Origin of the sequence: Sphingopyxis indica (assembly GCF_900188185.1) — a bacterium.
Lineage (GTDB): Bacteria > Pseudomonadota > Alphaproteobacteria > Sphingomonadales > Sphingomonadaceae > Sphingopyxis > Sphingopyxis indica.
Genome location: NZ_FZPA01000022.1, coordinates 1 through 19,758, shown reverse-complemented (window position 1 = coordinate 19,758; position 19,758 = coordinate 1). Strand labels below are relative to the sequence as shown.

At 65.5% G+C, this 19,758-nt stretch carries 21 protein-coding genes; 9 read left to right on the top strand and 12 right to left on the bottom strand.

The window, feature by feature from the left end; all coding sequences use genetic code 11:
- Positions 1–76: 76 nt before the first annotated feature.
- The 7 genes from CHB69_RS18755 to CHB69_RS18725 all read right to left on the bottom strand — a co-directional run bounded on the left by CHB69_RS18755 (position 77) and on the right by CHB69_RS18725 (position 6,861).
- Positions 77–1,867 (bottom strand): SLC13 family permease, encoded by a 1,791-nt coding sequence (locus tag CHB69_RS18755; protein ID WP_089217452.1) that lies wholly within the window; start codon positions 1,865–1,867, stop codon positions 77–79.
- Positions 1,868–2,019: 152 nt separating this feature from the next.
- Entirely contained in the window at positions 2,020–3,096 is a 1,077-nt protein-coding gene (aroC, locus tag CHB69_RS18750) for a chorismate synthase (protein WP_089217451.1), read from the bottom strand.
- A complete protein-coding gene (locus CHB69_RS18745; RefSeq protein WP_089217450.1) occupies positions 3,093–3,467 on the bottom strand; it encodes a VOC family protein in 375 nt (124 codons plus the stop codon). Before CHB69_RS18745 ends, aroC begins: the two co-directional genes overlap by 4 nt.
- Positions 3,468–3,522: 55 nt before the next feature.
- Positions 3,523–4,050 (bottom strand): GNAT family N-acetyltransferase, encoded by a 528-nt coding sequence (locus CHB69_RS18740; RefSeq protein WP_170935641.1) that lies wholly within the window; start codon positions 4,048–4,050, stop codon positions 3,523–3,525.
- Positions 4,043–4,870 (bottom strand): SDR family oxidoreductase, encoded by an 828-nt coding sequence (locus CHB69_RS18735; protein ID WP_089217448.1) that lies wholly within the window; start codon positions 4,868–4,870, stop codon positions 4,043–4,045. The genes CHB69_RS18740 and CHB69_RS18735 overlap by 8 nt, the downstream gene beginning before the upstream one ends.
- The gene (locus tag CHB69_RS18730; protein ID WP_089217447.1) at positions 4,867–5,937 is read right to left on the bottom strand and encodes a YihY/virulence factor BrkB family protein; all 1,071 of its coding nucleotides are present in this window, start codon (positions 5,935–5,937) and stop codon (positions 4,867–4,869) included. Before CHB69_RS18730 ends, CHB69_RS18735 begins: the two co-directional genes overlap by 4 nt.
- Before the next feature lie 3 nt (positions 5,938–5,940).
- Entirely contained in the window at positions 5,941–6,861 is a 921-nt protein-coding gene (locus CHB69_RS18725) for a DnaJ C-terminal domain-containing protein (RefSeq protein ID WP_089217446.1), read from the bottom strand.
- Between the two features lie 257 nt (positions 6,862–7,118).
- On the opposite strand from CHB69_RS18725, the gene pdxH reads away from it, so the two are divergent.
- On the top strand, positions 7,119–7,697 hold the full coding sequence (gene pdxH / locus CHB69_RS18720) for a pyridoxamine 5'-phosphate oxidase (RefSeq protein WP_089217445.1): 579 nt from the start codon (positions 7,119–7,121) through the stop codon (positions 7,695–7,697).
- Positions 7,694–8,512 carry a PhzF family phenazine biosynthesis protein gene (locus CHB69_RS18715; RefSeq protein ID WP_089217444.1) on the top strand — a complete coding sequence of 273 codons (819 nt, stop codon included), beginning with the start codon at positions 7,694–7,696 and terminating at the stop codon, positions 8,510–8,512. The genes pdxH and CHB69_RS18715 overlap by 4 nt, the downstream gene beginning before the upstream one ends.
- Here CHB69_RS18715 and CHB69_RS18710 read toward each other — a convergent pair.
- Complete coding sequence (locus tag CHB69_RS18710) at positions 8,507–9,655, bottom strand: serine hydrolase domain-containing protein (RefSeq protein ID WP_089217443.1); 1,149 nt, start codon at positions 9,653–9,655, stop codon at positions 8,507–8,509. The genes CHB69_RS18715 and CHB69_RS18710 overlap by 6 nt on opposite strands.
- Before the next feature lie 8 nt (positions 9,656–9,663).
- Between CHB69_RS18710 and CHB69_RS18705 the strand changes: the two genes are divergently transcribed.
- Positions 9,664–10,071 (top strand): hypothetical protein, encoded by a 408-nt coding sequence (locus CHB69_RS18705; protein WP_170935640.1) that lies wholly within the window; start codon positions 9,664–9,666, stop codon positions 10,069–10,071.
- A 157-nt stretch (positions 10,072–10,228) separates the two neighbouring features.
- Here the strand turns inward: CHB69_RS18705 and CHB69_RS18700 are convergent, their stop codons facing one another.
- The 4 genes from CHB69_RS18700 to CHB69_RS18685 all read right to left on the bottom strand — a co-directional run bounded on the left by CHB69_RS18700 (position 10,229) and on the right by CHB69_RS18685 (position 13,078).
- Entirely contained in the window at positions 10,229–11,164 is a 936-nt protein-coding gene (locus CHB69_RS18700; protein ID WP_089217442.1) for an alpha/beta fold hydrolase, read from the bottom strand.
- A 368-nt stretch (positions 11,165–11,532) separates the two neighbouring features.
- The gene (locus CHB69_RS18695) at positions 11,533–12,417 is read right to left on the bottom strand and encodes a pirin family protein (RefSeq protein ID WP_089217441.1); all 885 of its coding nucleotides are present in this window, start codon (positions 12,415–12,417) and stop codon (positions 11,533–11,535) included.
- 14 nt (positions 12,418–12,431) lie between these two features.
- Positions 12,432–12,788: a DUF2200 domain-containing protein gene (locus CHB69_RS18690; RefSeq protein ID WP_089217440.1), complete on the bottom strand. Its 357-nt coding sequence runs from the start codon at positions 12,786–12,788 to the stop codon at positions 12,432–12,434.
- An 11-nt stretch (positions 12,789–12,799) separates the two neighbouring features.
- A complete protein-coding gene (locus tag CHB69_RS18685; protein WP_089217439.1) occupies positions 12,800–13,078 on the bottom strand; it encodes a BolA family protein in 279 nt (92 codons plus the stop codon).
- Between the two features lie 28 nt (positions 13,079–13,106).
- Between CHB69_RS18685 and CHB69_RS18680 the strand changes: the two genes are divergently transcribed.
- The 6 genes from CHB69_RS18680 to CHB69_RS19925 all read left to right on the top strand — a co-directional run bounded on the left by CHB69_RS18680 (position 13,107) and on the right by CHB69_RS19925 (position 19,674).
- Positions 13,107–13,697, top strand: a complete 591-nt coding sequence (locus CHB69_RS18680; RefSeq protein ID WP_089217438.1) for a J domain-containing protein — start codon at positions 13,107–13,109, stop codon at positions 13,695–13,697.
- Between the two features lie 10 nt (positions 13,698–13,707).
- Positions 13,708–14,145, top strand: coding sequence for an ester cyclase (locus CHB69_RS18675; protein ID WP_089217437.1), 438 nt, complete (start codon positions 13,708–13,710; stop codon positions 14,143–14,145).
- Positions 14,146–14,236: 91 nt separating this feature from the next.
- Complete coding sequence (cobS, locus tag CHB69_RS18670) at positions 14,237–15,226, top strand: cobaltochelatase subunit CobS (RefSeq protein WP_089217436.1); 990 nt, start codon at positions 14,237–14,239, stop codon at positions 15,224–15,226.
- Between the two features lie 95 nt (positions 15,227–15,321).
- Positions 15,322–16,512: an alpha/beta hydrolase gene (locus CHB69_RS18665; protein ID WP_089217435.1), complete on the top strand. Its 1,191-nt coding sequence runs from the start codon at positions 15,322–15,324 to the stop codon at positions 16,510–16,512.
- A complete protein-coding gene (gene cobT / locus CHB69_RS18660) occupies positions 16,509–18,332 on the top strand; it encodes a cobaltochelatase subunit CobT (RefSeq protein WP_089217434.1) in 1,824 nt (607 codons plus the stop codon). Before CHB69_RS18665 ends, cobT begins: the two co-directional genes overlap by 4 nt.
- A 13-nt stretch (positions 18,333–18,345) precedes the next feature.
- On the top strand, positions 18,346–19,674 hold the full coding sequence (locus CHB69_RS19925; protein WP_141134061.1) for a hypothetical protein: 1,329 nt from the start codon (positions 18,346–18,348) through the stop codon (positions 19,672–19,674).
- Positions 19,675–19,758: the final 84 nt, after the last annotated feature.

The following is a 19,758-nucleotide window of genomic DNA, read 5'->3' as shown; positions in this document are numbered from 1 at the left end:
CGCGACCCGTCGCAAGCATAAAGCCGGGGGCGTAACAGTCCGCCGGTCCGCGGGCAATCGCGAGTTTTTTGAGAAGCTACATGAGCAAAGTGATGGCGACGCAGGTCGCCGAACCGACCGCGAGCGTCATCGGAATGCCCGCGCGGAAGAAATCGACGAAGCGGTAATTGCCCGCGGCATAGACCAGCGTGTTGGTCTGATAGCCGATCGGGGTCGCGAAGCTCGCCGAAGCGGCGAACATCACCGCGACGACCATCGGATAGGGATCGACGCCGAGATCGCGGGCGAGCGCGATCGCAAGCGGGGTGACGAGGATCGCGACCGCATTGTTCGTCACCACCTCGGTCAGCAGGACCGACACCAGATAGGTCGCGACGACGAGCGCCCATGGCGGCACCTCGCGCAGCAGCGGGGTCAGTTCGCCGACGATCAGCGCGACGCTGCCCGAATTTTCGAGCGCGAGCCCGACCGCGAGCATCGCGAAGATCAGCACCAGCACATTGCCGTCGATCGAATCCCACGCCTCGTCGGCGTCGATGCAGCGCGTGACGAGGATCAGCCCGACGCCGATGATCGCCGCGACGCCGATGTCCATCAGGTCGAAGCTCGCGAGCAGGATCACCCCGAGCAGCGCCCCGATCGCGATCGGGGCCTTGGCGCGGCGGAATTCGCGTTCGCTGGTCGTGCCGACGCCATAGAGGTGCGGATTGCCGTAAAGCTGTTCGATCTGTTCGGTGGGACCGGTGACGAGAATGCGGTCGATCGCCTGGACGCGGGCATTGGGAAGGTCCGGGCCCGGAGTCTTGCGAAAGCGCGCGATGCCGAGGATGCGCACCTTGAGCGACGAGAGGAAGGGAATTTCGAGCAATCGCCGGCCGATCGCCGGGTGGCTCGGCGCGATCATCGCTTCGACGATCGCTTCGTCGTCCTGGTCGACTTCCTCGCTGCCCGCGGTGAGGCCGATCGCGACATTCTTGTTCGCGCGCATCGAAAGCAGCTCCGAAAGGTCGAGCCGCAGGACGAGCCGGTCGTCGGCTTCGAGTATTTCGTCGGCAAGGCCGGTGCGGCGCAGCGCCGAGCCGCGCTTCAGTCCTACGAGCTTGACGCTCGCCCGCTTCGTGAACGGAACATCGCGTAGCCGGCGCCCGACGAGATTGCCGCCCTTCAATATACGCACTTCGGACAGGAAGCTGCGATGTTCCTGGCTGAGCGCGATCTGGCTGGCGGTATCGTCGGGCAGGAAGCGCCGCGCGATCAGGACGAGCGACAATATGCCCGCGACGCCCGCCACCATGCCTACGGGCGTGATGGTGAAGATGCCGAAGCGGTCGAGCCCGTTATCCTCCGCCACCGCCGCGACGAGTAGGTTCGTCGAGGTGCCGATCAGGGTCGTCGTGCCGCCGAGGATCGAGACGTATGAGAGCGGGATCAAAAGCCGCTTGGCGCTGATGCCGAGCGCGCTCGCCAGCTTGAGCATGATCGGGATCATCACCACGACCACGGGGGTATTGTTCAGAAACGCCGACGCGACATAGACGCCGAGGAACATCTCGGCGAGCGCCAGCCTTGGGTGCCGCTTCGCGCGCGCGATGATGCGGCTCGCGATCGCGTCGAGCGTCCCGGTGCGCAGCAGGGCGCCCGACAGGATGAACATCGCGCCGATCGTCACCGGCGCCGAGTTGGAAAAAACCGAAAACAGGTCCTTCCCGGTCAAAATGCCGAGGAAGAGGAAGGTGCAGGTGCCGAGGATCGCAACGACGGTCGCCGGAAAGCGCTCCATCACGAAGCCGACGAACATCAGGCCGAGGATGACGAGGCCGATGACCGCCTGATGCTCGGTGACGAAGGCCTCGACAGCGGCGATCATCGGCCGCTAGCACCCGCTCTTCTTCATCTGAATCGTCATTCCGGCGAAAGCCGGAATCTCGCGCTCACGGTAAAAGGCCACGGCGAGATTCCGGCTTTCGCCGGAATGACGACAGGGAGCGAGGCGGTGTTTCAATCTCATGTCATCAGGCTCTACCCGCACTGCGCCCGGTGCAGCAATTTATGGTCGGCGAGGACGAGCGCCATCATCGCTTCGACCACCGGCGCGCCGCGGATGCCGACGCAGGGGTCGTGCCGCCCCTTGGTCACGATGTCGGTCGCCTCGCCCGCCCGGTTGACCGTCGGGACCGGCGTGAGGATCGAACTCGTCGGCTTGAAGGCGACGCGCACCACGACCGGCTGGCCGGTCGAAATGCCGCCCGCAATGCCGCCGGCGTTGTTCGAGAGGAAATCGGGGCGATTGCTGCCGTCGCTCGCGGGGCGCATCGGGTCGGCATTTTCCTCGCCGCGCAGCTTTGCCGCGGTGAAGCCGGCGCCGATCTCGACGCCCTTGACCGCATTGATCCCCATCATCGCGGCGGCAAGGTCGCCGTCGAGCTTGGCATAGACGGGCGCGCCCCAGCCGGCGGGAACGCCGCTCGCCGCGCATTCGATCACCGCGCCCAAGGAACTGCCCGCCTTGCGCGCGTCGTCCATCAGGCCTTCCCAGCGCTGCGCGGCGGCGGGATCTGGACAGAAAAAGGGATTACGATCAATCTCTTCAAGGTCGAAATTGGCAGGATCTATCGCATCGCCGCCGATCTCCGCCACCCAGGCGTGGATCTGCACCTCGGGGATGACGAGCCGCGCGACCGCCCCTGCCGCAACGCGCGCCGCGGTTTCGCGCGCGCTCGACCGTCCCCCGCCGCGATAGTCGCGAATGCCATATTTGGCGTCATAGGCATAATCGGCGTGGCCGGGGCGATAGGCCTGCGCGATCTCCCCATAATCCTTCGAGCGCTGGTCGACATTCTCGATCATCAGGCTGATCGGCGTGCCGGTCGTCTTGCCTTCGAAAATGCCCGACAGGATGCGCACCCGGTCGGGCTCGCGGCGCTGCGTCGTATGGCGCGACTGGCCGGGGCGCCGCTTGTCGAGGAAGGGCTGGATGTCCTCTTCGGACAGCGACAGCCGCGGCGGGCAGCCATCGACGACCGCGCCGAGCGCCGGCCCATGGCTTTCGCCCCAGGTCGTGAAGCGCAAAACGCGTCCGAAGCTGTTGAAACTCATGCGCGCGGCGTCCTGTCCATGAATTCGATCCGATTGCCGAAGGGGTCTTCGGTGAAGAAGCTGTGCCGCCCGTCGATCACGCTGTCGTCGTGCGTCGTGAAGCCGGCGCGTTCGAGATGCGCGCGCAGCGCATCGAGCGCGTCGGTCGCGAGCGCGACATGCGCCTTTTTCGCGGGGCGGAAATCGCGTTCGGCGCCCATGTGCAGCTGGCGGTCGCCGAGCGCGAACCAGCAGCCGCCGCGCGCCGCCATATCGGCGGGCTTGGGCAGTTCGGCAAGGCCGAGCAGGCCGCCGAAAAAGGCGCGCGCCTCCGCCTCGCCGCCGACCGGCATGGCGACCTGCACATGGTCGATGGCGAGGGCGAGGTCCATAATGGGTCGATGGCGGGATTCGCGCCGCAATTCAAGCGCAACCGGTGCGGCGATTTCAGCCGAGGCGGGCGAAGGCGGGCGCATAGTCGGCGCGGCCCTCGCCTGGCCACGCGCCGCCATCGAGCCTCATCGCCATGAAATACGGGCCGGCAAAGGGCGAAACGAAGCGCGCGCCAAGGTCCGCCGAATAGCCGAAGCGCGAATAATAAGCGGTGTCGCCGAGCACGAAACCGATCGCAACGCCCCGTTCGCGCAGCGCATCGAGGCCGGCGCGAATCAGCGCCCCGCCGATGCCCCGCCGCTGATGCACGGGCGACACCGAAAGCGGGGCGAGGCCCGCTGCGGCAAGCGAGCGGCCATCGGCTTCGACATTCATCCGGCTGAACAGAATATGGCCGGCGATCGCGCCCTCGACGTCCGCGACCAGCGACACGAGCGCATCGCCGTCGGCTTCGATTCCGTGAACGAGCTCGGCTTCGCCCTGATAGCCATGGGCGCTACCCGCAAATGCGGCACGGATCAGCGCGTCGATCGCTTCGCCGTCCGATGCCTCCGCCGGGCGGATGCGGACGCCGTCAGGCAAGCGCAATGTCCGGCGCATCCTCCTGCTTCATGCCGACGGTGTGATAGCCCGCGTCGACATGATGCGTCTCGCCGGTGACGCCCGAGGCGAGATCGCTCAACAGGTAGAGCGCCGAGCCGCCCACGTCGTCGATCGTGACGTTGCGGCGCAGCGGGGCGTTATACTCGTTCCATTTCAGGATCAGGCGGAAATCGCCGATGCCGCTCGCCGCCAGCGTCTTGATCGGCCCCGCCGAGATGGCATTCACGCGCACCCCCTGCGGGCCGTAATCATTGGCGAGATATTTGACGCTGGTTTCGAGCGCCGACTTGGCGACCCCCATGACATTATAGTGCGGCACGACCTTTTCGGCGCCATAATAGCTCAAGGTCAGCATCGCGCCCCCGCTCTCGCCCGTTTCGGGATCGAGCGGCTTCATCATCGCCGCCGCGCGCTTGGCGACCGCGGTGAAACTGTAGACGCTGATGTTCATCGTCAGCAGGAAATCCTCGAGGCCGATGTCGGCATAATGGCCGCGGAGCGCTTCCTTGTTGGTGTAGCCGATCGCGTGGACGACGAAGTCGATCGTCGGCCAGCGCGCCGCGAGCGTCGCGAAGGCCTGGTCGAGATTCGCCATGTCGGAGACGTCGCAGTCGATCAGGAAGTCGCAGCCGAGTTCGTCGGCGAGCGGCTTCACCCGCTTGAGCATCACCTCGCCCTGATAGCTGATCGCGAGTTCGGCGCCCGCGCCGTGGAGCGCCTTCGCGATCCCCCAAGCGAGCGACTTGTCGTTCGCGAGGCCCATGATAAGCCCGCGTTTTCCCTGCATCAGACCCGTCATTCCATATCTCCGACATTCACATCGTCGATGCGCCCAATAGCGTCGTGGCCCAAATCCTCAACCTCGACCAGCGCGGCATTGAGTTCGGCGCCGATCACCATACCCAATCCGACGAGGTAGAAAAAGAACAGCGCGACCATCACCCCGGCGAGGCTGCCGTAGGTCGCATCATAGCGCAGCAGGCTGGCGAGGAGCGGCGGCAGCGCCAGCGTGACGCCGATCCACCAGCAGGTCGTGAACAGCGCCCCGGGCCATTTGGGACAGCGTTTGAGCCGCCGATATTTCGCCGGGGTGAGCGAATAGAAAAGCATATAGATCGCAAAAAACAGCCCGAGGCCAGAAATCCCCCGCGACAGCAGAACGACGCCCCACGACTGATATTGTTCGGGCAATACGCGGGTGACGAACTGCTCGATCCCGACGATCAGCACCTGCATGCTGAACGACAGCAGCATCAGCACGACCGCGCCGGTGATGATGCCGATCGACATGATCCGGTAGTGGAAAAAGCCGCGGCTGAAATGCGTGCCATAGGCGCGGCGGAGAATGTCGCGGATCGTCTCGACAAGACTGCCGACCGTCCACAGCGCGACGAGCGCCCCGAGCCACAGGAAGAGCCCGGTGCGCGCGCCCATCACCTCGCGGATCGGCTCGGCGAGCGTGCGCGAAACGGTCGGCGGCATGATCGAAAAGACCGCGTCGATCGCCGCCTCGCCCCCCGCGCTGCCGCCGAACAGGCTGAGCGCCGCGGCGAGCAGGATGAAGAAGGGGAAGAGCGCGATCAGCGCGAGATAGGCGAGATTTCCCGCATGGATGAAGCCGTCGGTATAGGTGCCGACGATGACGCGGCGCAGGACCTCGAAGATGCGCGTCCCCGGACCCAACCGCTCGCGCGCGTCTTCGATCACGCCCTGCGCGCGTGCCTTCAGATGCAGCCGCTTGGCGCGCTCGGCGCGCGCCTCGGGCGACTGCGGCGAATGGCCCTCGGCCAGAAATTCGCGATCGACCTCATCGGCGACCTCGCGCTCGAGCGCTTCGGTGGATGGTGTTGACGGGCGCTCAGCCACGCGTCACACGCCGAGGTCGGCCCTGACCGACCGGCTATCGGTCCACTCGTCGACCAGCTTGGCGAGTTTCTTGTCGTCGGCGGGCAGGTCGACCATCAACCGCACGAGCTGATCGCCGCGTCCGCCGCCCTTTTGCGAGAAGCCCTTGCCCTTCAGCCGCATCACCTTGCCGGAGGTCGAGCCGGCGGGAATCGACAGCATCACCGGGCCGTCGACGGTCGGCACCTTGATCTTCGCGCCCTTCACTGCCTCGTTCAGCGTGACCGGCAGGTCGAGACGGATATTCGCGCCGTCGCGCTCGAAAAAGGGATGGCTGCCGACGGTGATCGTCACGATGCCGTCGCCGTTTCCGCCCGGCCCCGGCTGCCCCTTGCCCGCGAGGCGCATCTGGGTGCCGGTCTCGACCCCCGCGGGCAGCTTGAGGTCGATCGTGCCGCCATCGGCGAGCGTGATGCGCTGCGTCGCCTGCGTCGCGGCGTCGATGAAGGAAACCGACAGGCGATAGGCGACATTGGCGCCTTTCTGCGGCGGCGGAGCACCGCGCCCGCCGAAACCGCCGAACGGACTGCCGCCGCCGCGGCCGCCGAACAGCCCTTCGAAAATATCGCCGAAGTCGGCGCTCTCTCCACCGAAGCCGCCCTGCGCCTGCCCGCGCGGATCGCCGCGAAAGCCGCCGCCGCCATAGCCGAAGGGCATCGCGGGATTCCCCTCGGCGTCGATCTCGCCGCGGTCGAACTGGCCGCGTTTCTCCTTGTCGGAGAGCAGGTCATAGGCCTTGGTGACGTCGGAGAATTTCTCCGCCGCCTTGGGATTTTCCTTGTTCCGGTCGGGATGCAGTTCCTTGGCGAGCTTGCGATAGGCGGACTTTATCTCCGCTTCGCTCGCGCTTTTCGACACGCCGAGGGTGGAATAGGGATCTGCCATATCTCTCCTGTAGCCCGATAAGGTCCCGGCCGGGAAGGCCCGTTGCTTCGGGCCATGTGGGATTGTTGCGAAAGCCGGTCAAGCTCCGTCGGCCGGAACGTCATTCGCTCCTTTGGTTCGTCATCCCGGCGAAGGCCGGGGTCTCGACGGGGATTGAAAACGCGAGGGCGAGATCCCGGCCTTCGCCGGGATGACCGTTCACATTCGAAGACGGCTTTTGCTCGACCCTGCGCCTCCGCCTGATTAAGAGCATCGCCATGACCACCGAGCCCTTCGCCCTGTTCGATGCCTGGTATGCCGAAGCCCGCGCCAGCGAGCCCAATGATTCGAACGCGATGGCGCTCGCAACCGCGACTGCCGACGGGCGGCCGTCGGTGCGGATGGTGCTGCTGAAGGGCCACGGCCCCGACGGCTTCATCTTCTACACCAACCTCGACAGCCGCAAGGGCGGCGAGCTTGCGGAAAACCCGCAGGTTGCGCTGCTCTTTCACTGGAAGTCGCTGCGCCGCCAGATCCGCATCGAAGGGCCGGTCGCGCCGGTCGCGGACGGCGTCGCCGATGCCTATTTCGCGACGCGCAGCCGCGATAGCCAGCTCGGCGCCTGGGCGAGCGACCAGTCGCGCCCGCTCGACAGCCGCGCGACTTTCGAGGCGCGCTTCGCCGAAATGCAGGCGCGTTTCGAGGGGCGCGACGTGCCGCGCCCGCCGCGCTGGTCGGGCTGGCGCGTGACGCCCGAGCGTATCGAATTCTGGCAGGATCGCGCGCATCGCCTGCACGAGCGCACGCTGTTCGTGCGCGATGGCGAGCGATGGACGAAAGGATTGCTTTACCCATGAGCTGGCGGCACCTTCCCCTCACCCGCGTCGACGCCTTCGCCGACCGGCCCTTCACCGGCAATCCCGCGGCGGTGATGCCGCTCGACGAGTGGCTGAGCGACGATCTGCTGCAGAAAATGGCGGCCGAGAATAATCTTGCCGAAACCGCCTTTCTGGTGCCCGACGACAGCGGCGAGGCCGACTATGAGCTGCGCTGGTTCACCCCCGGCGTCGAGGTCGCGCTGTGCGGCCATGCGACGCTGGCGAGCGGGCATGTGCTGCTGAGCGCCGCGCCGTGGCGCAACGACATGCGCTTTCGCACGCGCAAGGCCGGCATTCTCACCGTTTCGCGCGACGGCGAGGGCGACGGCTATCGCATGGCGCTTCCCGCCTATCCGCCGGCCCCTAAAACCATGCCCGATGTCGCGCGCGCGATGGGCGGCGCGGTGCAGGATATGCTGTGGCACGAAGGCGGCTATGCCTTGCTCGTCTACCCCGACGCAGCGAGTGTCCGCGCGCTCGAACCCGACCTCCGCGCGCTCAAGGAAGGCGGCGACATCCTCTACATCGCGACTGCCCCCGGCGAGGGCGACCCCTCGGGCGCCGACGTCGTCAGCCGCGCCTTCGCACCCGGCGCGGGGATCGACGAGGACCCGGTGACCGGCTCGGCGCACAGCGTGCTCACCCCCTATTGGACACAGCGCCTCGGCCGCGACCGCTTCGCCGCTTATCAGGCGAGCGAGCGCGGCGGCCATGTCGGATGCCGGATCGACGGCGATAGGGTCGAGCTGTCGGGCCGCTGCGTCACGACGCTGACGGGGGAATTTCTGCTATAGCGCGCCCTGCAAATCGGCCAGATGGCTGCGCAGCGACGGGAATTGATCGTCGCGCGTGATCCCCAGCCGCACGATCGTCACCCGCTGTGACGGCGAGACGATGATATATTGCCCCTGGTGGCCGATGCAGGCGAAGAGGTCGTTGGGGCCGCGGTCGGGCCACAGCGCCGGGCCGACGCCCGCCGGGCGCGAACGGTTGAGCCAGATATGCCCGCCATAACCGCCGTCGGTCGGCGAGGGCGTGAGCATGAAATCCATCCAGCTTTCGGGCAGCAGGCGCTGGCCGTTCGCGACGCCGCGATTGCGCAGAAACTCGCCGAAGCGCGCATAATCGCGCGCGGTCGCGTGCATGATCGACCCGCCGATCATCGTGCCCCTGGCATCGAATTCGGGGGTCAGGCTGGTCATGCCGAGCGGCTCGATCAGGCGGCCCTGGATGAACTCGCGCATCGCCTCGCGCCGGGCATCGGCGCCTTGCGACGGGGTCAGCGCGTCGGTCAATATGTCCGCGAGGATGACGCTGGTCGACGAGCTGTAGTTGAAGACTTCGCCCGGCCGCGCCACCGCAGGCTTCGCTTCGGCAAACCCCGCCATATCCTGTGCGCCTGTGCCGAACAGCATCGTCACCGTATCGCCGTTCCAGACCGGATCGCCCTCTTCGACATGCTCGAGCCCCGACGACATGTGGAGCAGGTCGGCGAGCGTGATCGCGCCGCGCGGATCGCCGCTGCGCTGCCACGCCGCCACCGGCGCGGGAGCATTCAGCGAAAGCTGCCCGTCGGCGACGAGGAAGCCGGTGAGCACCGCGGTGATGCTCTTTGCCATCGACCAGCTGATCAGCTTCGTATCGGGACCGAAGCCGGTGCCATAGCGTTCATAGATCGGCCGGCCGTCGCGCAGAACGAGCAAGGCGCGCGTCTCGCCGACTGCGGCCGCGTCGGTGAACAGCGCATCGGCCTTTGCCTTGATCGCGGGATCGAGCGCCGGCAGCGGGCGCGGGGTATCGGCCGGAGCATCCGGAAGCGAATGGCCGAAGCGCGGCCCCGGCGCCGGGGGCGCCATCTGCCCCGCCGCATGGGTGAGCGACCAGCCCGTAAGGAGCGCGAGCGCGGCACTTGCCAGCAGGGTCTTTTTCGTGATCATGGCGCGCCGTGACTAACACCAACCCGCCCGAGCCGGCAACGGCAGAACCGACACCCGCGCCGCCGCCGCCCGCCGAGCGCCCGCGCAAGGACAAGGCCCCGAGCCGTTGGGGCGGATGCCTGCCGTGGGCGGCCATCCTGTTCGTCCTGCTCGCGATCCTGCTGATCTGGAAATTCCCGTCGCTGAAGGCGCAGGCCGAACTCGGCTCGGCCTATGCCGCGCGGGTCGGCTGTTCGTGCCGCTATGTCCAGGGACGCACCCTCGAGAGCTGCCAGAGCGATTTCGAGCCGGGAATGGAGATGGTCTCGATCAGCCAGGACCCCGAGACGAAGACGATCACCGGCAGCGTCCCCCTCCTCGCGTCGCGCAGCGCGCATTATGCGGGCTCGAGCGGCTGCCTGCTCGATCCGCCCTAGAGCAAATTGCAGGAAATCTGAATCGACCCGTCTCCCCGAGCGAAGACGAGGGGCTCGTTCGAGCGGAGCGAGAACCGCAGCGTCGCCGCCTCGACTTCGCTCGGCAGAGCCCCTCGTCTTCGCTCGGGGAAACGGTGCAGATTTAAGGCTCGCTGATCTAGGCGGGAACCGCCGTCCTTTCTAAAAATTCGTCCATCGCCGCATTGACCCGGTCCGGCGCCTCCCACGGCACGAAATGGCCGCAGCCCGGCACCTTGACGATCGTCGCATTGGGGACCAATTCGTCGAGCCCGTCAAGATTGCAGGCGGGGAGCGCGACATCGTCGAGCGCCCAGACGACCAGCGTCGGGATGGTCAGCTTCGGAAAGGGCATGGCCGGCGGCTCGGCGTAGGGCGCATCCATCGGCGGCACATCGGCCGGCGAGGCGCGATACCAGTTGATCATCGCGCGGCAGGCATCGCGATTTTCCCAATCCTTCAGCAATCGGGCGATTTCCTCGGGCGGCTGGATACCGCCGCTCGGCACGCGGCCGGCAAAGGCTTTGGCAAGCAGGCCCGCAATCCCCTGTTCCTCGATCAGCGCGTCGCTCGCGGGATCGCGAAAGATGCGGATATATTGGCTCGCCTCGCGCTGCTCGGCATTGGTCGCGAGCAGCCGCTGGAAGATCGCGGGATGCGGCGCATTGGCGATCACCGCGCGGGTGACCCTGCCCGCCCATTGCGGATGCAGCCCGCCCGGCTGGCCGCCGAGCGCAACGCCCCACGCGATCGCCCCGCCCCAGTCGTGCCCGACGATCGTGAACTGTCCCACATCGAGCGCGTCGGCGAGCGCGAAAATGTCGGCGATCAGCTTGTCGGGGGTATAGGCTTCGACCTCCTGCGGCTTCGACGAGCCGCGATAACCGCGCTGGTCGGGGGCGATGCAGCGGAAGCGCTCCGCGAAATGCGGCAATTGATGGCGCCAGGTGCGGTGCGATTCGGGAAAGCCGTGGAGAAAGATCAGCGCGGGCGCATCCGTCGGCCCCATATCCACGACATCAAGTTCGACCCCGGTCGAAAGCGTCACCCGCCGCTGCTCGAAATCGCCGCTCATCACCCGCTCCTATTGGTTTCAATTCGCAACGAAGGTGGCCGGGTTTGTCGCGTCTGGCAAGCCCGTTGGGCCGGGCGGAATGATTATTGCGCGCAGAGGCGCAGAGAGCGCCGTTCGAAGAGATTCACGCGGAGACGCGGAGGCGCGGAGAAATGGCACTCGCCGCGAAGCGGCCCTCTTTCCCAAACGTCGTGACGTGATCGAGTTTGCGCCTGATCGTGTGTCCCCGCGAAGGCGGGGACCCATCTCCTGCCGGTTCAACATGGAGCCGTCTGGAGATGGGCTCCCGCCTTCGCGGGAGCACACAAACGCTCTACGCGTCTCCGCGTCTCCGCGTGAACCCAAATCTCCGCGCCTCTGCACGCAAATCACGGATAGGCCGGCGTCGTCGGCATTCCCGGCAGCGGGATATATTCCTCGCTGTCGCCGGGAACGAGCGGGAATTTGCCGTCCTTCCAGTCCTGCTTCGCCGCATTGATGCGGTCGCGCGACGAGCTGACGAAATTCCACCACAAATGGCGCGGGGTCGAAAAGGCTTCCCCGCCGAGCAGCATCACGCGCGCGTCGCTCGCCGCACGCAGCGTCATCGCCTCGCCGGGTTTCAATATATAGAGGCTGTGGCGCACGAGCGGCTCGCCGTCGAGACTCGCATCGCCGATCGCGACGAGCACCGCGCGCTCGTCGGCTTCGGCCTCGATCGGGATGCTGGCGCCCGCCTTCATCAAAATGTCGGCATAGATGGTCGCGGCATGCTGGGTGATCGGCGAGGTCGCACCCCACAGGCTGCCCATGATGACGCGCGCCGACACGCCGCCATCCTCGATCAGCGGCAACTCCTCCTTCGCAGCATGTTCGAACGCGGGGGCGATCTCTTCCTTGCCGTCGGGCAGCGCGAGCCAGGTCTGCATCCCCGAGATCGCCGAACCGGTCGCGCGCTCGGCGGCGGGGGTGCGCTCCGAATGGACGATGCCGCTGCCCGCAGTCATCAGGTTGCACGCGCCGGGACGGATCGTCGCATAGGTGCCGAGGTTGTCGCGATGGTCGATCGCGCCTTCGAACAGATAGGTGACGGTCGCAAGATTGATGTGCGGATGCGGGCGCACGTCCATCCCCTGCCCGATGTCGAAATGCGCCGGCCCGAACTGGTCGACGAAGATGAAGGGGCCGACCATCGTGCGCGCCTTGTCGGGCAGCGTCCGCCGGACGTCGAAAGCGCCGATGTCGTGGGTCGAGGGGGTGATGACGGTGAACATCGGCAAAGCCTTTCCTATGCGGCGGTCCGCAAGATTTTTTCCATCTTCCTGCCTCGCGCCAATTCGTCGATCAGCTTGTCGAGATAACGGATCTCGCGCATCAGCGGTTCCTCGATCTCCTCGACACGGATGCCGCAGATCACGCCCTTGATCTGGTCGCGGGCCGGATTCAGCGCGGGCGCATCGCTAAAAAAGCCCTTGAGGTCGGTTTTGGCCGCGATCTGATCGTCGAGTTGCTGCTGGCTATAACCCGTAAGCCAGCAAATGATCGCATCGACCTCGGCCTTCGTCCGCCCCTTGCGCTCCGCCTTGGTCACATAATGCGGATAGACGCTCGCAAAGCTGTATTTGTAAACGCGATGCTCGTCCACGGCCGCTCCTCCTATTCCCCCGGCGTGAGCGCCTTGATCGCGAGCGCGTGAACGCGCTGGCCCGGCAGGTCGCCGAGCGCCCTGTTCACCAGCCGCTGCCGCGCAACGCGGTTTTGCCCTGCAAAGCCGTCCCATATGATGAGCAGGCTGAAATGCGATTCGCCGCTGCCGTCGTCACCGGCATGACCGCGATGCTGCGCGCTGTCGTTGCTGAGGGTGATATTCGCGCCCGGAAAGGCCGCGGCGAGCAGCCCTTCCATTTCGCGTTGCACTGGACCTTTTTCCGCCATGCCCCCATGTTGGGGAGGAACGACGACTATGACAAGCCCCCGCCCCAACCGATTCCACGGCCGCGTGCCCCGCGAGGCGCAGTGCGACATGCCGGGCTGCGACGCGCCCGGCGAATTCCGTGCGCCCGCTTCGCGCCACCGCTCGCCCGACGGGCCGCCGCCCTACCGCTGGCTGTGCCTCGACCATGTCCGCGAGTTCAACGCGGGCTATAATTATTTCGAGGGCATGAGCGCCGACCAGATTTTCGCCGCCCAGTCGCCGACCTCGGGCTGGGAAACCGAAAGCCGCGCCTTTCGCGCCGCGGGAAGCGCCGACCTGCCGCCGCGCTGGGCCGATTTCAAAGACCCTATGGATGCGCTCGGCGCGCGCTTCCGTCAGCGGATGGATCAGGCGCGGCGCGAAGCGAATGATCCGCGCTTCACCGCCGAGGAGCATCGCGCGATGCAGGTGCTGGGGCTCGAAGCAGGCGCCCATCGTTCGGCGCTGCGTCGCCGCTACAGCGATCTGGTGCGCAAATATCACCCCGACCGCAACGGCGGCGACCGCAGCTATGAAACGCGGCTCGGCGAAGTGGTTGCAGCCTATCAGCTTTTGCGGAAGAATGGCGTTTTCGCATAGGAGGCGGGCGATGGCGGACCTCGACGACCGGCGGATCGAGACGGTGAAACGCCATATGGCGCTCGAGATCACGCACGATTGGGACGGCGTCCTCGCGACCTTCGACCATCCGCGTTACGAGCTGATGGGCCCCGGCACCGTGTTCGACGGCGAAGCGGCGGTCCGCTCCTATTTCGCGATGTCGCGCGAACCCTTTCCCGACCAGGCGAACGAGATCATCGCGATCGCCGCCGATGGCGAGCACGACACGGTGCTCGTCGAATTCTGGCTGACGGGAACGCATCTGGGTCCGCTGAAGCTCGGCCTGCGCACGATCGAGCCGACCGGCAAGGCGTTCCGCATCCGCATGGCGGCAAGTTTCGAATTTGCGCCGGGCAGCGACCGGATCGTCTGCGAGCGGCCCTATTACGACCAGTCGGCGGTGCTCCGCGCGCTCGGCATCGTCTGAAAAGGCGTTGCAAGGCGCAACCCATGGCTATACCGGCTAGCCGACGCGCCGCCGGGCGCCGACTCTCCCTGTCTGTGTTGGACCGATTGCCATGACCGATATCCCGAACAGCCTCCCCGACCATCATGGTTCGACGCTCCTCGCGGCACCCGATACCGAGGTCGATGCGCGCGAGATGTTCGGCGTCGATATCGACATGACTGTCCCCGCATTCAGCGAGGCCGACGAGCGCGTTCCCGACCTCGATCCTGCCTATGTCTTCGACGGCGACACGACCCTCGCGATCCTCGCGGGCTTCAAATACAACCGCCGCGTGATGGTTCAGGGCTATCACGGCACCGGCAAGTCGACGCATATCGAACAGGTGGCGGCGCGCCTCAAATGGCCGTGCATCCGCGTCAACCTCGACGCGCATATCAGCCGCATCGACCTCGTCGGCCGCGACGCGATCGTGCTGCGCGACGGGCAGCAGGTCACCGAGTTCCGCGAAGGCCTGCTCCCCTGGGCATTACAGACGCCGACCGCGCTCGTCTTCGACGAATATGACGCGGGCCGCCCCGACGTGATGTTCGTGATCCAGCGCGTGCTCGAGGCCGAAGGCAAGCTGACGCTGCTCGACCAGAATCGCGTCATCCGCCCGAACCCCAATTTCCGCCTCTTCTCGACCGCGAACACCGTCGGCCTCGGCGACACGAGCGGCCTCTATCACGGCACGCAGCAGATCAATCAGGGCCAGATGGACCGCTGGAACATCGTCGTTACCTTGAACTATCTGCCCGCCGCGACCGAAAGCGCGATCATCCTCGCCAAAGTGCCCGCGGCCGACGAAAAGACGGTCGAGAATATGGTCAAGGTCGCCGACCTGACGCGTCAGGGTTTCATCAACGGCGACATTTCGACCGTGATGAGCCCGCGCACGGTAATCAGCTGGGCACAAAATGCCGCGATCTTCAACAATATCGGCTTCGCCTTCCGCCTGTCCTTCCTCAACAAATGCGACGAGGCCGAGCGGATGATCGTCGCCGAATATTATCAGCGCGTGTTTGGCGAGGATCTGCCCGAAGGCGTCATCGGCAAGTGAGGCCCCCGCGCCACTCTCCCCTCCCCCTCGATGGGGGAGGCAGCGAGACTTACGCGCTTGCGCGTTAACCGCAGCGGAGGGGGTGAGGCAGCGGCATGAAGCGGCATTTTCGGTGGATAGCCCTGCCAGTCATCATGCTTCTGTCGGGCTGCATTTCGGGGGTCGATTACGGCAAGGTCCGCCATGCCGACTATGTCGCCGACCCGCGCTGTACGCCCCAAGCCGGCGCGCCGGTCGATGGCGCGGCGCTGCCGCTGTTCTTCGTCACCAGCCGCCTGCCCGATTGCCGGACCGCCGACATCGAGCTGCTCAGCTATCGCGGCGACCGGGTGCGCTATGGCCGCTTTGCGGCGCCGCGCGACGTCAAAGTGGGTGGCAAAGAGCGCTTTCGCACGCCGCTCGCGCTGCAAGACCAGAGCGACTGGTGGCGCGCCTTGCAGGCCGAAACCGACAGGCGGCACGGCCGCGTGCTGCTCTATGTCCACGGCTATCGCGAAAGTTTCGAGACCACGACCAAGGATGCGGCGCAGATCGCGCGGATGACCGGGTTCGAGGGGCCGGTAATCGCCTATAGCTGGCCGTCGCAGCACGATGTGCTCGGCTATGCGGTCGACGAGACGAACATGTATCACGACGTCCGCAACTTCCGCGACTTTCTGAAGGCGCTCGCCGAACAGCCATGGGTCAGGGAAGTGGTGATCGTGTCGCATTCGCTCGGCGCGCGGCTCGTCGTTCCGGCGATCGCCTATGTCGACCGCGCCGCGCCGAGCGCCGACAGCCGCAATATCTCGAACATCATCCTCGCCTCGCCCGACATCGACCGCGAGACGTTCGAGCGCGATATTTCGGATGGCGTGCTGGCGCCCGCAAAGGTCGCGCGCGACCGGCGCATCACCCTCTATGTGTCGCTGAAAGACAAGGCGCTTGCGGCGTCGCGCGCGCTCCACGGCTATCCGCGGCTCGGCTCGCCCTATTGTTTCGATCCGTTCGAGGCTGCCGAACTGAAGGCCGAAGGCCTGCCCGAACGCTGCTACCCCGATGCGATTCCGGGGCTCACCGTGATCGACACCACCGATGTATCGCGCGGCACGACCGGCCACAGCAATTTCCTGCTGAGCGCCGCGGCGTGCCGCGACTTCATCGCTGTGATAGCAGGCAAAAGGACGCGGCCCGAGCGCAGCCCGACGCGCTGGCGCCACGTCTTCCGCTTGCTTCCCGACCCGTCCATGCCCAAGGAGATGGACGAAACCATCTGCCACCGTAACGCCGAAGCCGAAACGCCATGACGAGCCCCACCCCCCTCGACGACCTGAAAACCGCGCTGTCGAGCGTCGCGCGCGCGGTCACCCGCGATGCAGAGGTCGAGGTCGGCTTCACCGCCGACGCGCCGGCGCAGATCGGCAAGGCGATCAAGGTGCCCACCCCGTCGCGCACCCTGCCGCGCGAACAGGTCGCCGAGGCGCGCGGCTTCGCCGACGGCTATGCGCTGCGGATGAAGCACCACAGCGAAAAGCTCCACGCCGCGGCGCGCCCGTCCGAGCCGCTCGCCGCCGCCGCGTTCGATGCGATGGAGCGCGCGCGGATCGAGGCGCTCGGCGCGCGCAACATGGCGGGGATGCGCACCAACCTGTCGGCGAGCCTCGCGATGCGGATGCGCAGCGACCCGATCAGCCGCGCGCAGAGCCGCGACGAGGTGCCGGTCTCGACCGCGCTCGAGCTGATGCTGCGCGAGGCGCTGACCGGCGAGACCTCGCCGCAGGGCACCGAGACCGGCCTGTCGATGGTCCGCGAGTGGATCAATCAGGACGCCGGCGCCGACCTCACCGCGCTGTCGATGCTGCTCGACGATCAGGCGGCCTTCGCCCAGACCGCGCGCCTCGCGCTCCAGCACCTCGACCTGATCCACGGCGACGAGCCGCTGGAGGAAGGCGCCGAGGACGGCGGCGAGGAGGATGAGGCCGAGGCCGAAGAGAGCCAGGAACAACAGGACAGCGAGGATGGCGGCAGCGGCGAAAGCCAGGTCGACGCGCGCGCCGAGATGGACGGCGACCAGGCCGACGATGGCGACACCGACCCCGACGCACAGGAAATGGAGGCCGACGGCGAACCCGAAATGGGCGGCGAAGGCGACGAGGGGATGCTGCCTGTCCGCCCCAACCGCCTGCCGACCGACGTTCCTGATTTCAATTATGTCCGCTTCACCGAAAAGCATGACGAGATCATCGCCGCGACCGAGCTGTGCGACGCCGACGAGCTGACGCGGCTGCGCGCCTATCTCGACCAGCAGATGACGCATCTGCAGGGCGCGGTGACCAAGCTCGCGAACCGCCTCCAGCGCCGCCTGATGGCGCAGCAGAACCGCGCGTGGGATTTCGATCAGGAGGAAGGCCAGCTCGACGCCGCGCGGCTCGCGCGCGTCATCGTCTCGCCCGGTCACTCGCTAAGCTACAAGATCGAGCGCGACACCGATTTTCGCGACACCGTCGTCACCCTGCTCCTCGACAACAGCGGTTCGATGCGCGGGCGGCCGATCAGCATCGCCGCGATCAGCGCCGACATCCTCGCGCGCACGCTCGAACGTTGCGGCGTGAAGACCGAAATCCTCGGCTTCACGACGCGGACGTGGAAGGGCGGGCAGAGCCGCGAGGACTGGCTCGCCGCGGGCCGCCCGGCGCACCCCGGCCGCCTCAACGATCTGCGCCACATCATCTACAAGCCCGCCGACGAACCCTATCGCCGCGCGCGCCGCGCGCTCGGGCTGATGATGCGCGAAGGTCTGCTCAAGGAAAATATCGACGGCGAGGCGCTGATGTGGGCACACAGCCGCATCGTCCACCGCCCCGAGGAACGCCGCATCCTGATGGTGATCTCGGACGGCGCGCCGGTCGACGACAGCACCCTGTCGGTCAATCACGGCGCCTATCTCGACCAGCATCTGCGCCAGGTGATCGAATGGATCGAAACCAAGTCGCCGGTCGAACTCTGCGCGATCGGCATCGGGCATGACGTGACGCGCTACTACAGCCGCGCGGTGACGATCATGGACGCCGAGCAATTGGGCGGGACGATGGTGGAGCAGTTGGCGGGGCTGTTTGACGTGGATTGAGGGGGAAAGGACTGTGAAACTATCAAAGAATGCGCTCGGTCCAATGGCGACCGCCTTGGAGCCGTTCAAAACGCGCAAGCCTCGGGCCATCGTGGAACGGGAAATTCTTCGTGTTGTCGGCACAATTCCAAACGATGTTGATCAACCATTCGAGCAGGCCCGAACGGAAATCCTAAAGTGGGCCGCTAAGAGATCGGGTCAGCCACTGCCCCAGGAAGCTTGGGAAGGTTTGGCATTCGAAACGCTGTCGGCGGGACGGACTACTCTTGGAGTGCGGGTCGATGCCGAAAGCAGCAAAGTCTGGTCCGTTCGAGGAGATGATCCTGACAAGACCGTGCCGGGAAGAGTGTGGTCCACCGAAGTCACTCTTGGCCAGCGGGATGACGAGGAGACACTTCTGGGCGTCCGCCTGCTGGTCAATTCGACAGAAGATCAAATCAGTATCCTGCCCTCGGTGCCGGGATTGGTTCTTCAAATCGCTGACAATTGCGGCCTTTGCGATGATGATTTTTACGTTAAAACCCGACCGCACGTGGTCAATAACAAGACAGATGCCGAGAGGCTGATCGAGTGGCTCACATGTTCGACGCGAAGATTACCTGTTGTCGTTGCATCCGGGGACGAGCGCTCTGAATATCCTGATCGAGCCCTCGTCGATGTTAACGAACTTGCGATGCGCCTTTGCGGCCTCGCACATATTGCAGTCGTTCCTGCCCAGTTTACCTATCTATTGAGTGACGCCTTCGAAAAATCGCTCTCTACCTTTCACGGGGCAGTAAGAATCTATAATCCGGGATTCGATTATCTGGCCGATCCCCACGACCATCGCCTCTATCTGTCTCAAGGCATTGAAAAAAATCAGACCATTGTAGAAGCAGACATAAGATCTACCATTGCGCGAAGCAGCCTGCGGCGCACGCGGCTTGGCCGAGATGTCATTCCCTTCGCGACGATTCGAAGCGCCGCGCTCCGCATCGAACAAGAACAAAAGGCAGCATCGGGGGCAACGGACAGCGAGCAATTGCAGGCGGCTAATCGCCGCAGCCAAGCCTTGGAGAAGGAGAACGAGGCACTCCGAAGCGAAGTTGATCAATCTTTCGATCTAGCGGCAGATGAAGGCGCCAGGGCAGAAGCCGCAGAAAAGCAACTCCAAGCCGCATGGGTCAGGATTGAGACGTTGCAGAATGCGCTTAAGTCCCGAGGCGATGATACGGATGACGAGATTGTTGACCCGGATGATTGGGATTCATTCTCTGAATGGTGCGACACGAATTTCACGGGCCGCTTGGCACTCGCACCGTCCGCCCGCAAAGGCATCAAAAAATCGGATTTTAGAGCCTGATCCGAAATTAAGTTGAGTGGTGTCAGCGGGTTAGCTTGACGCGCGCCCAAGTCGTTGATTCAGCGGTTTTGCAACGAACCAAAG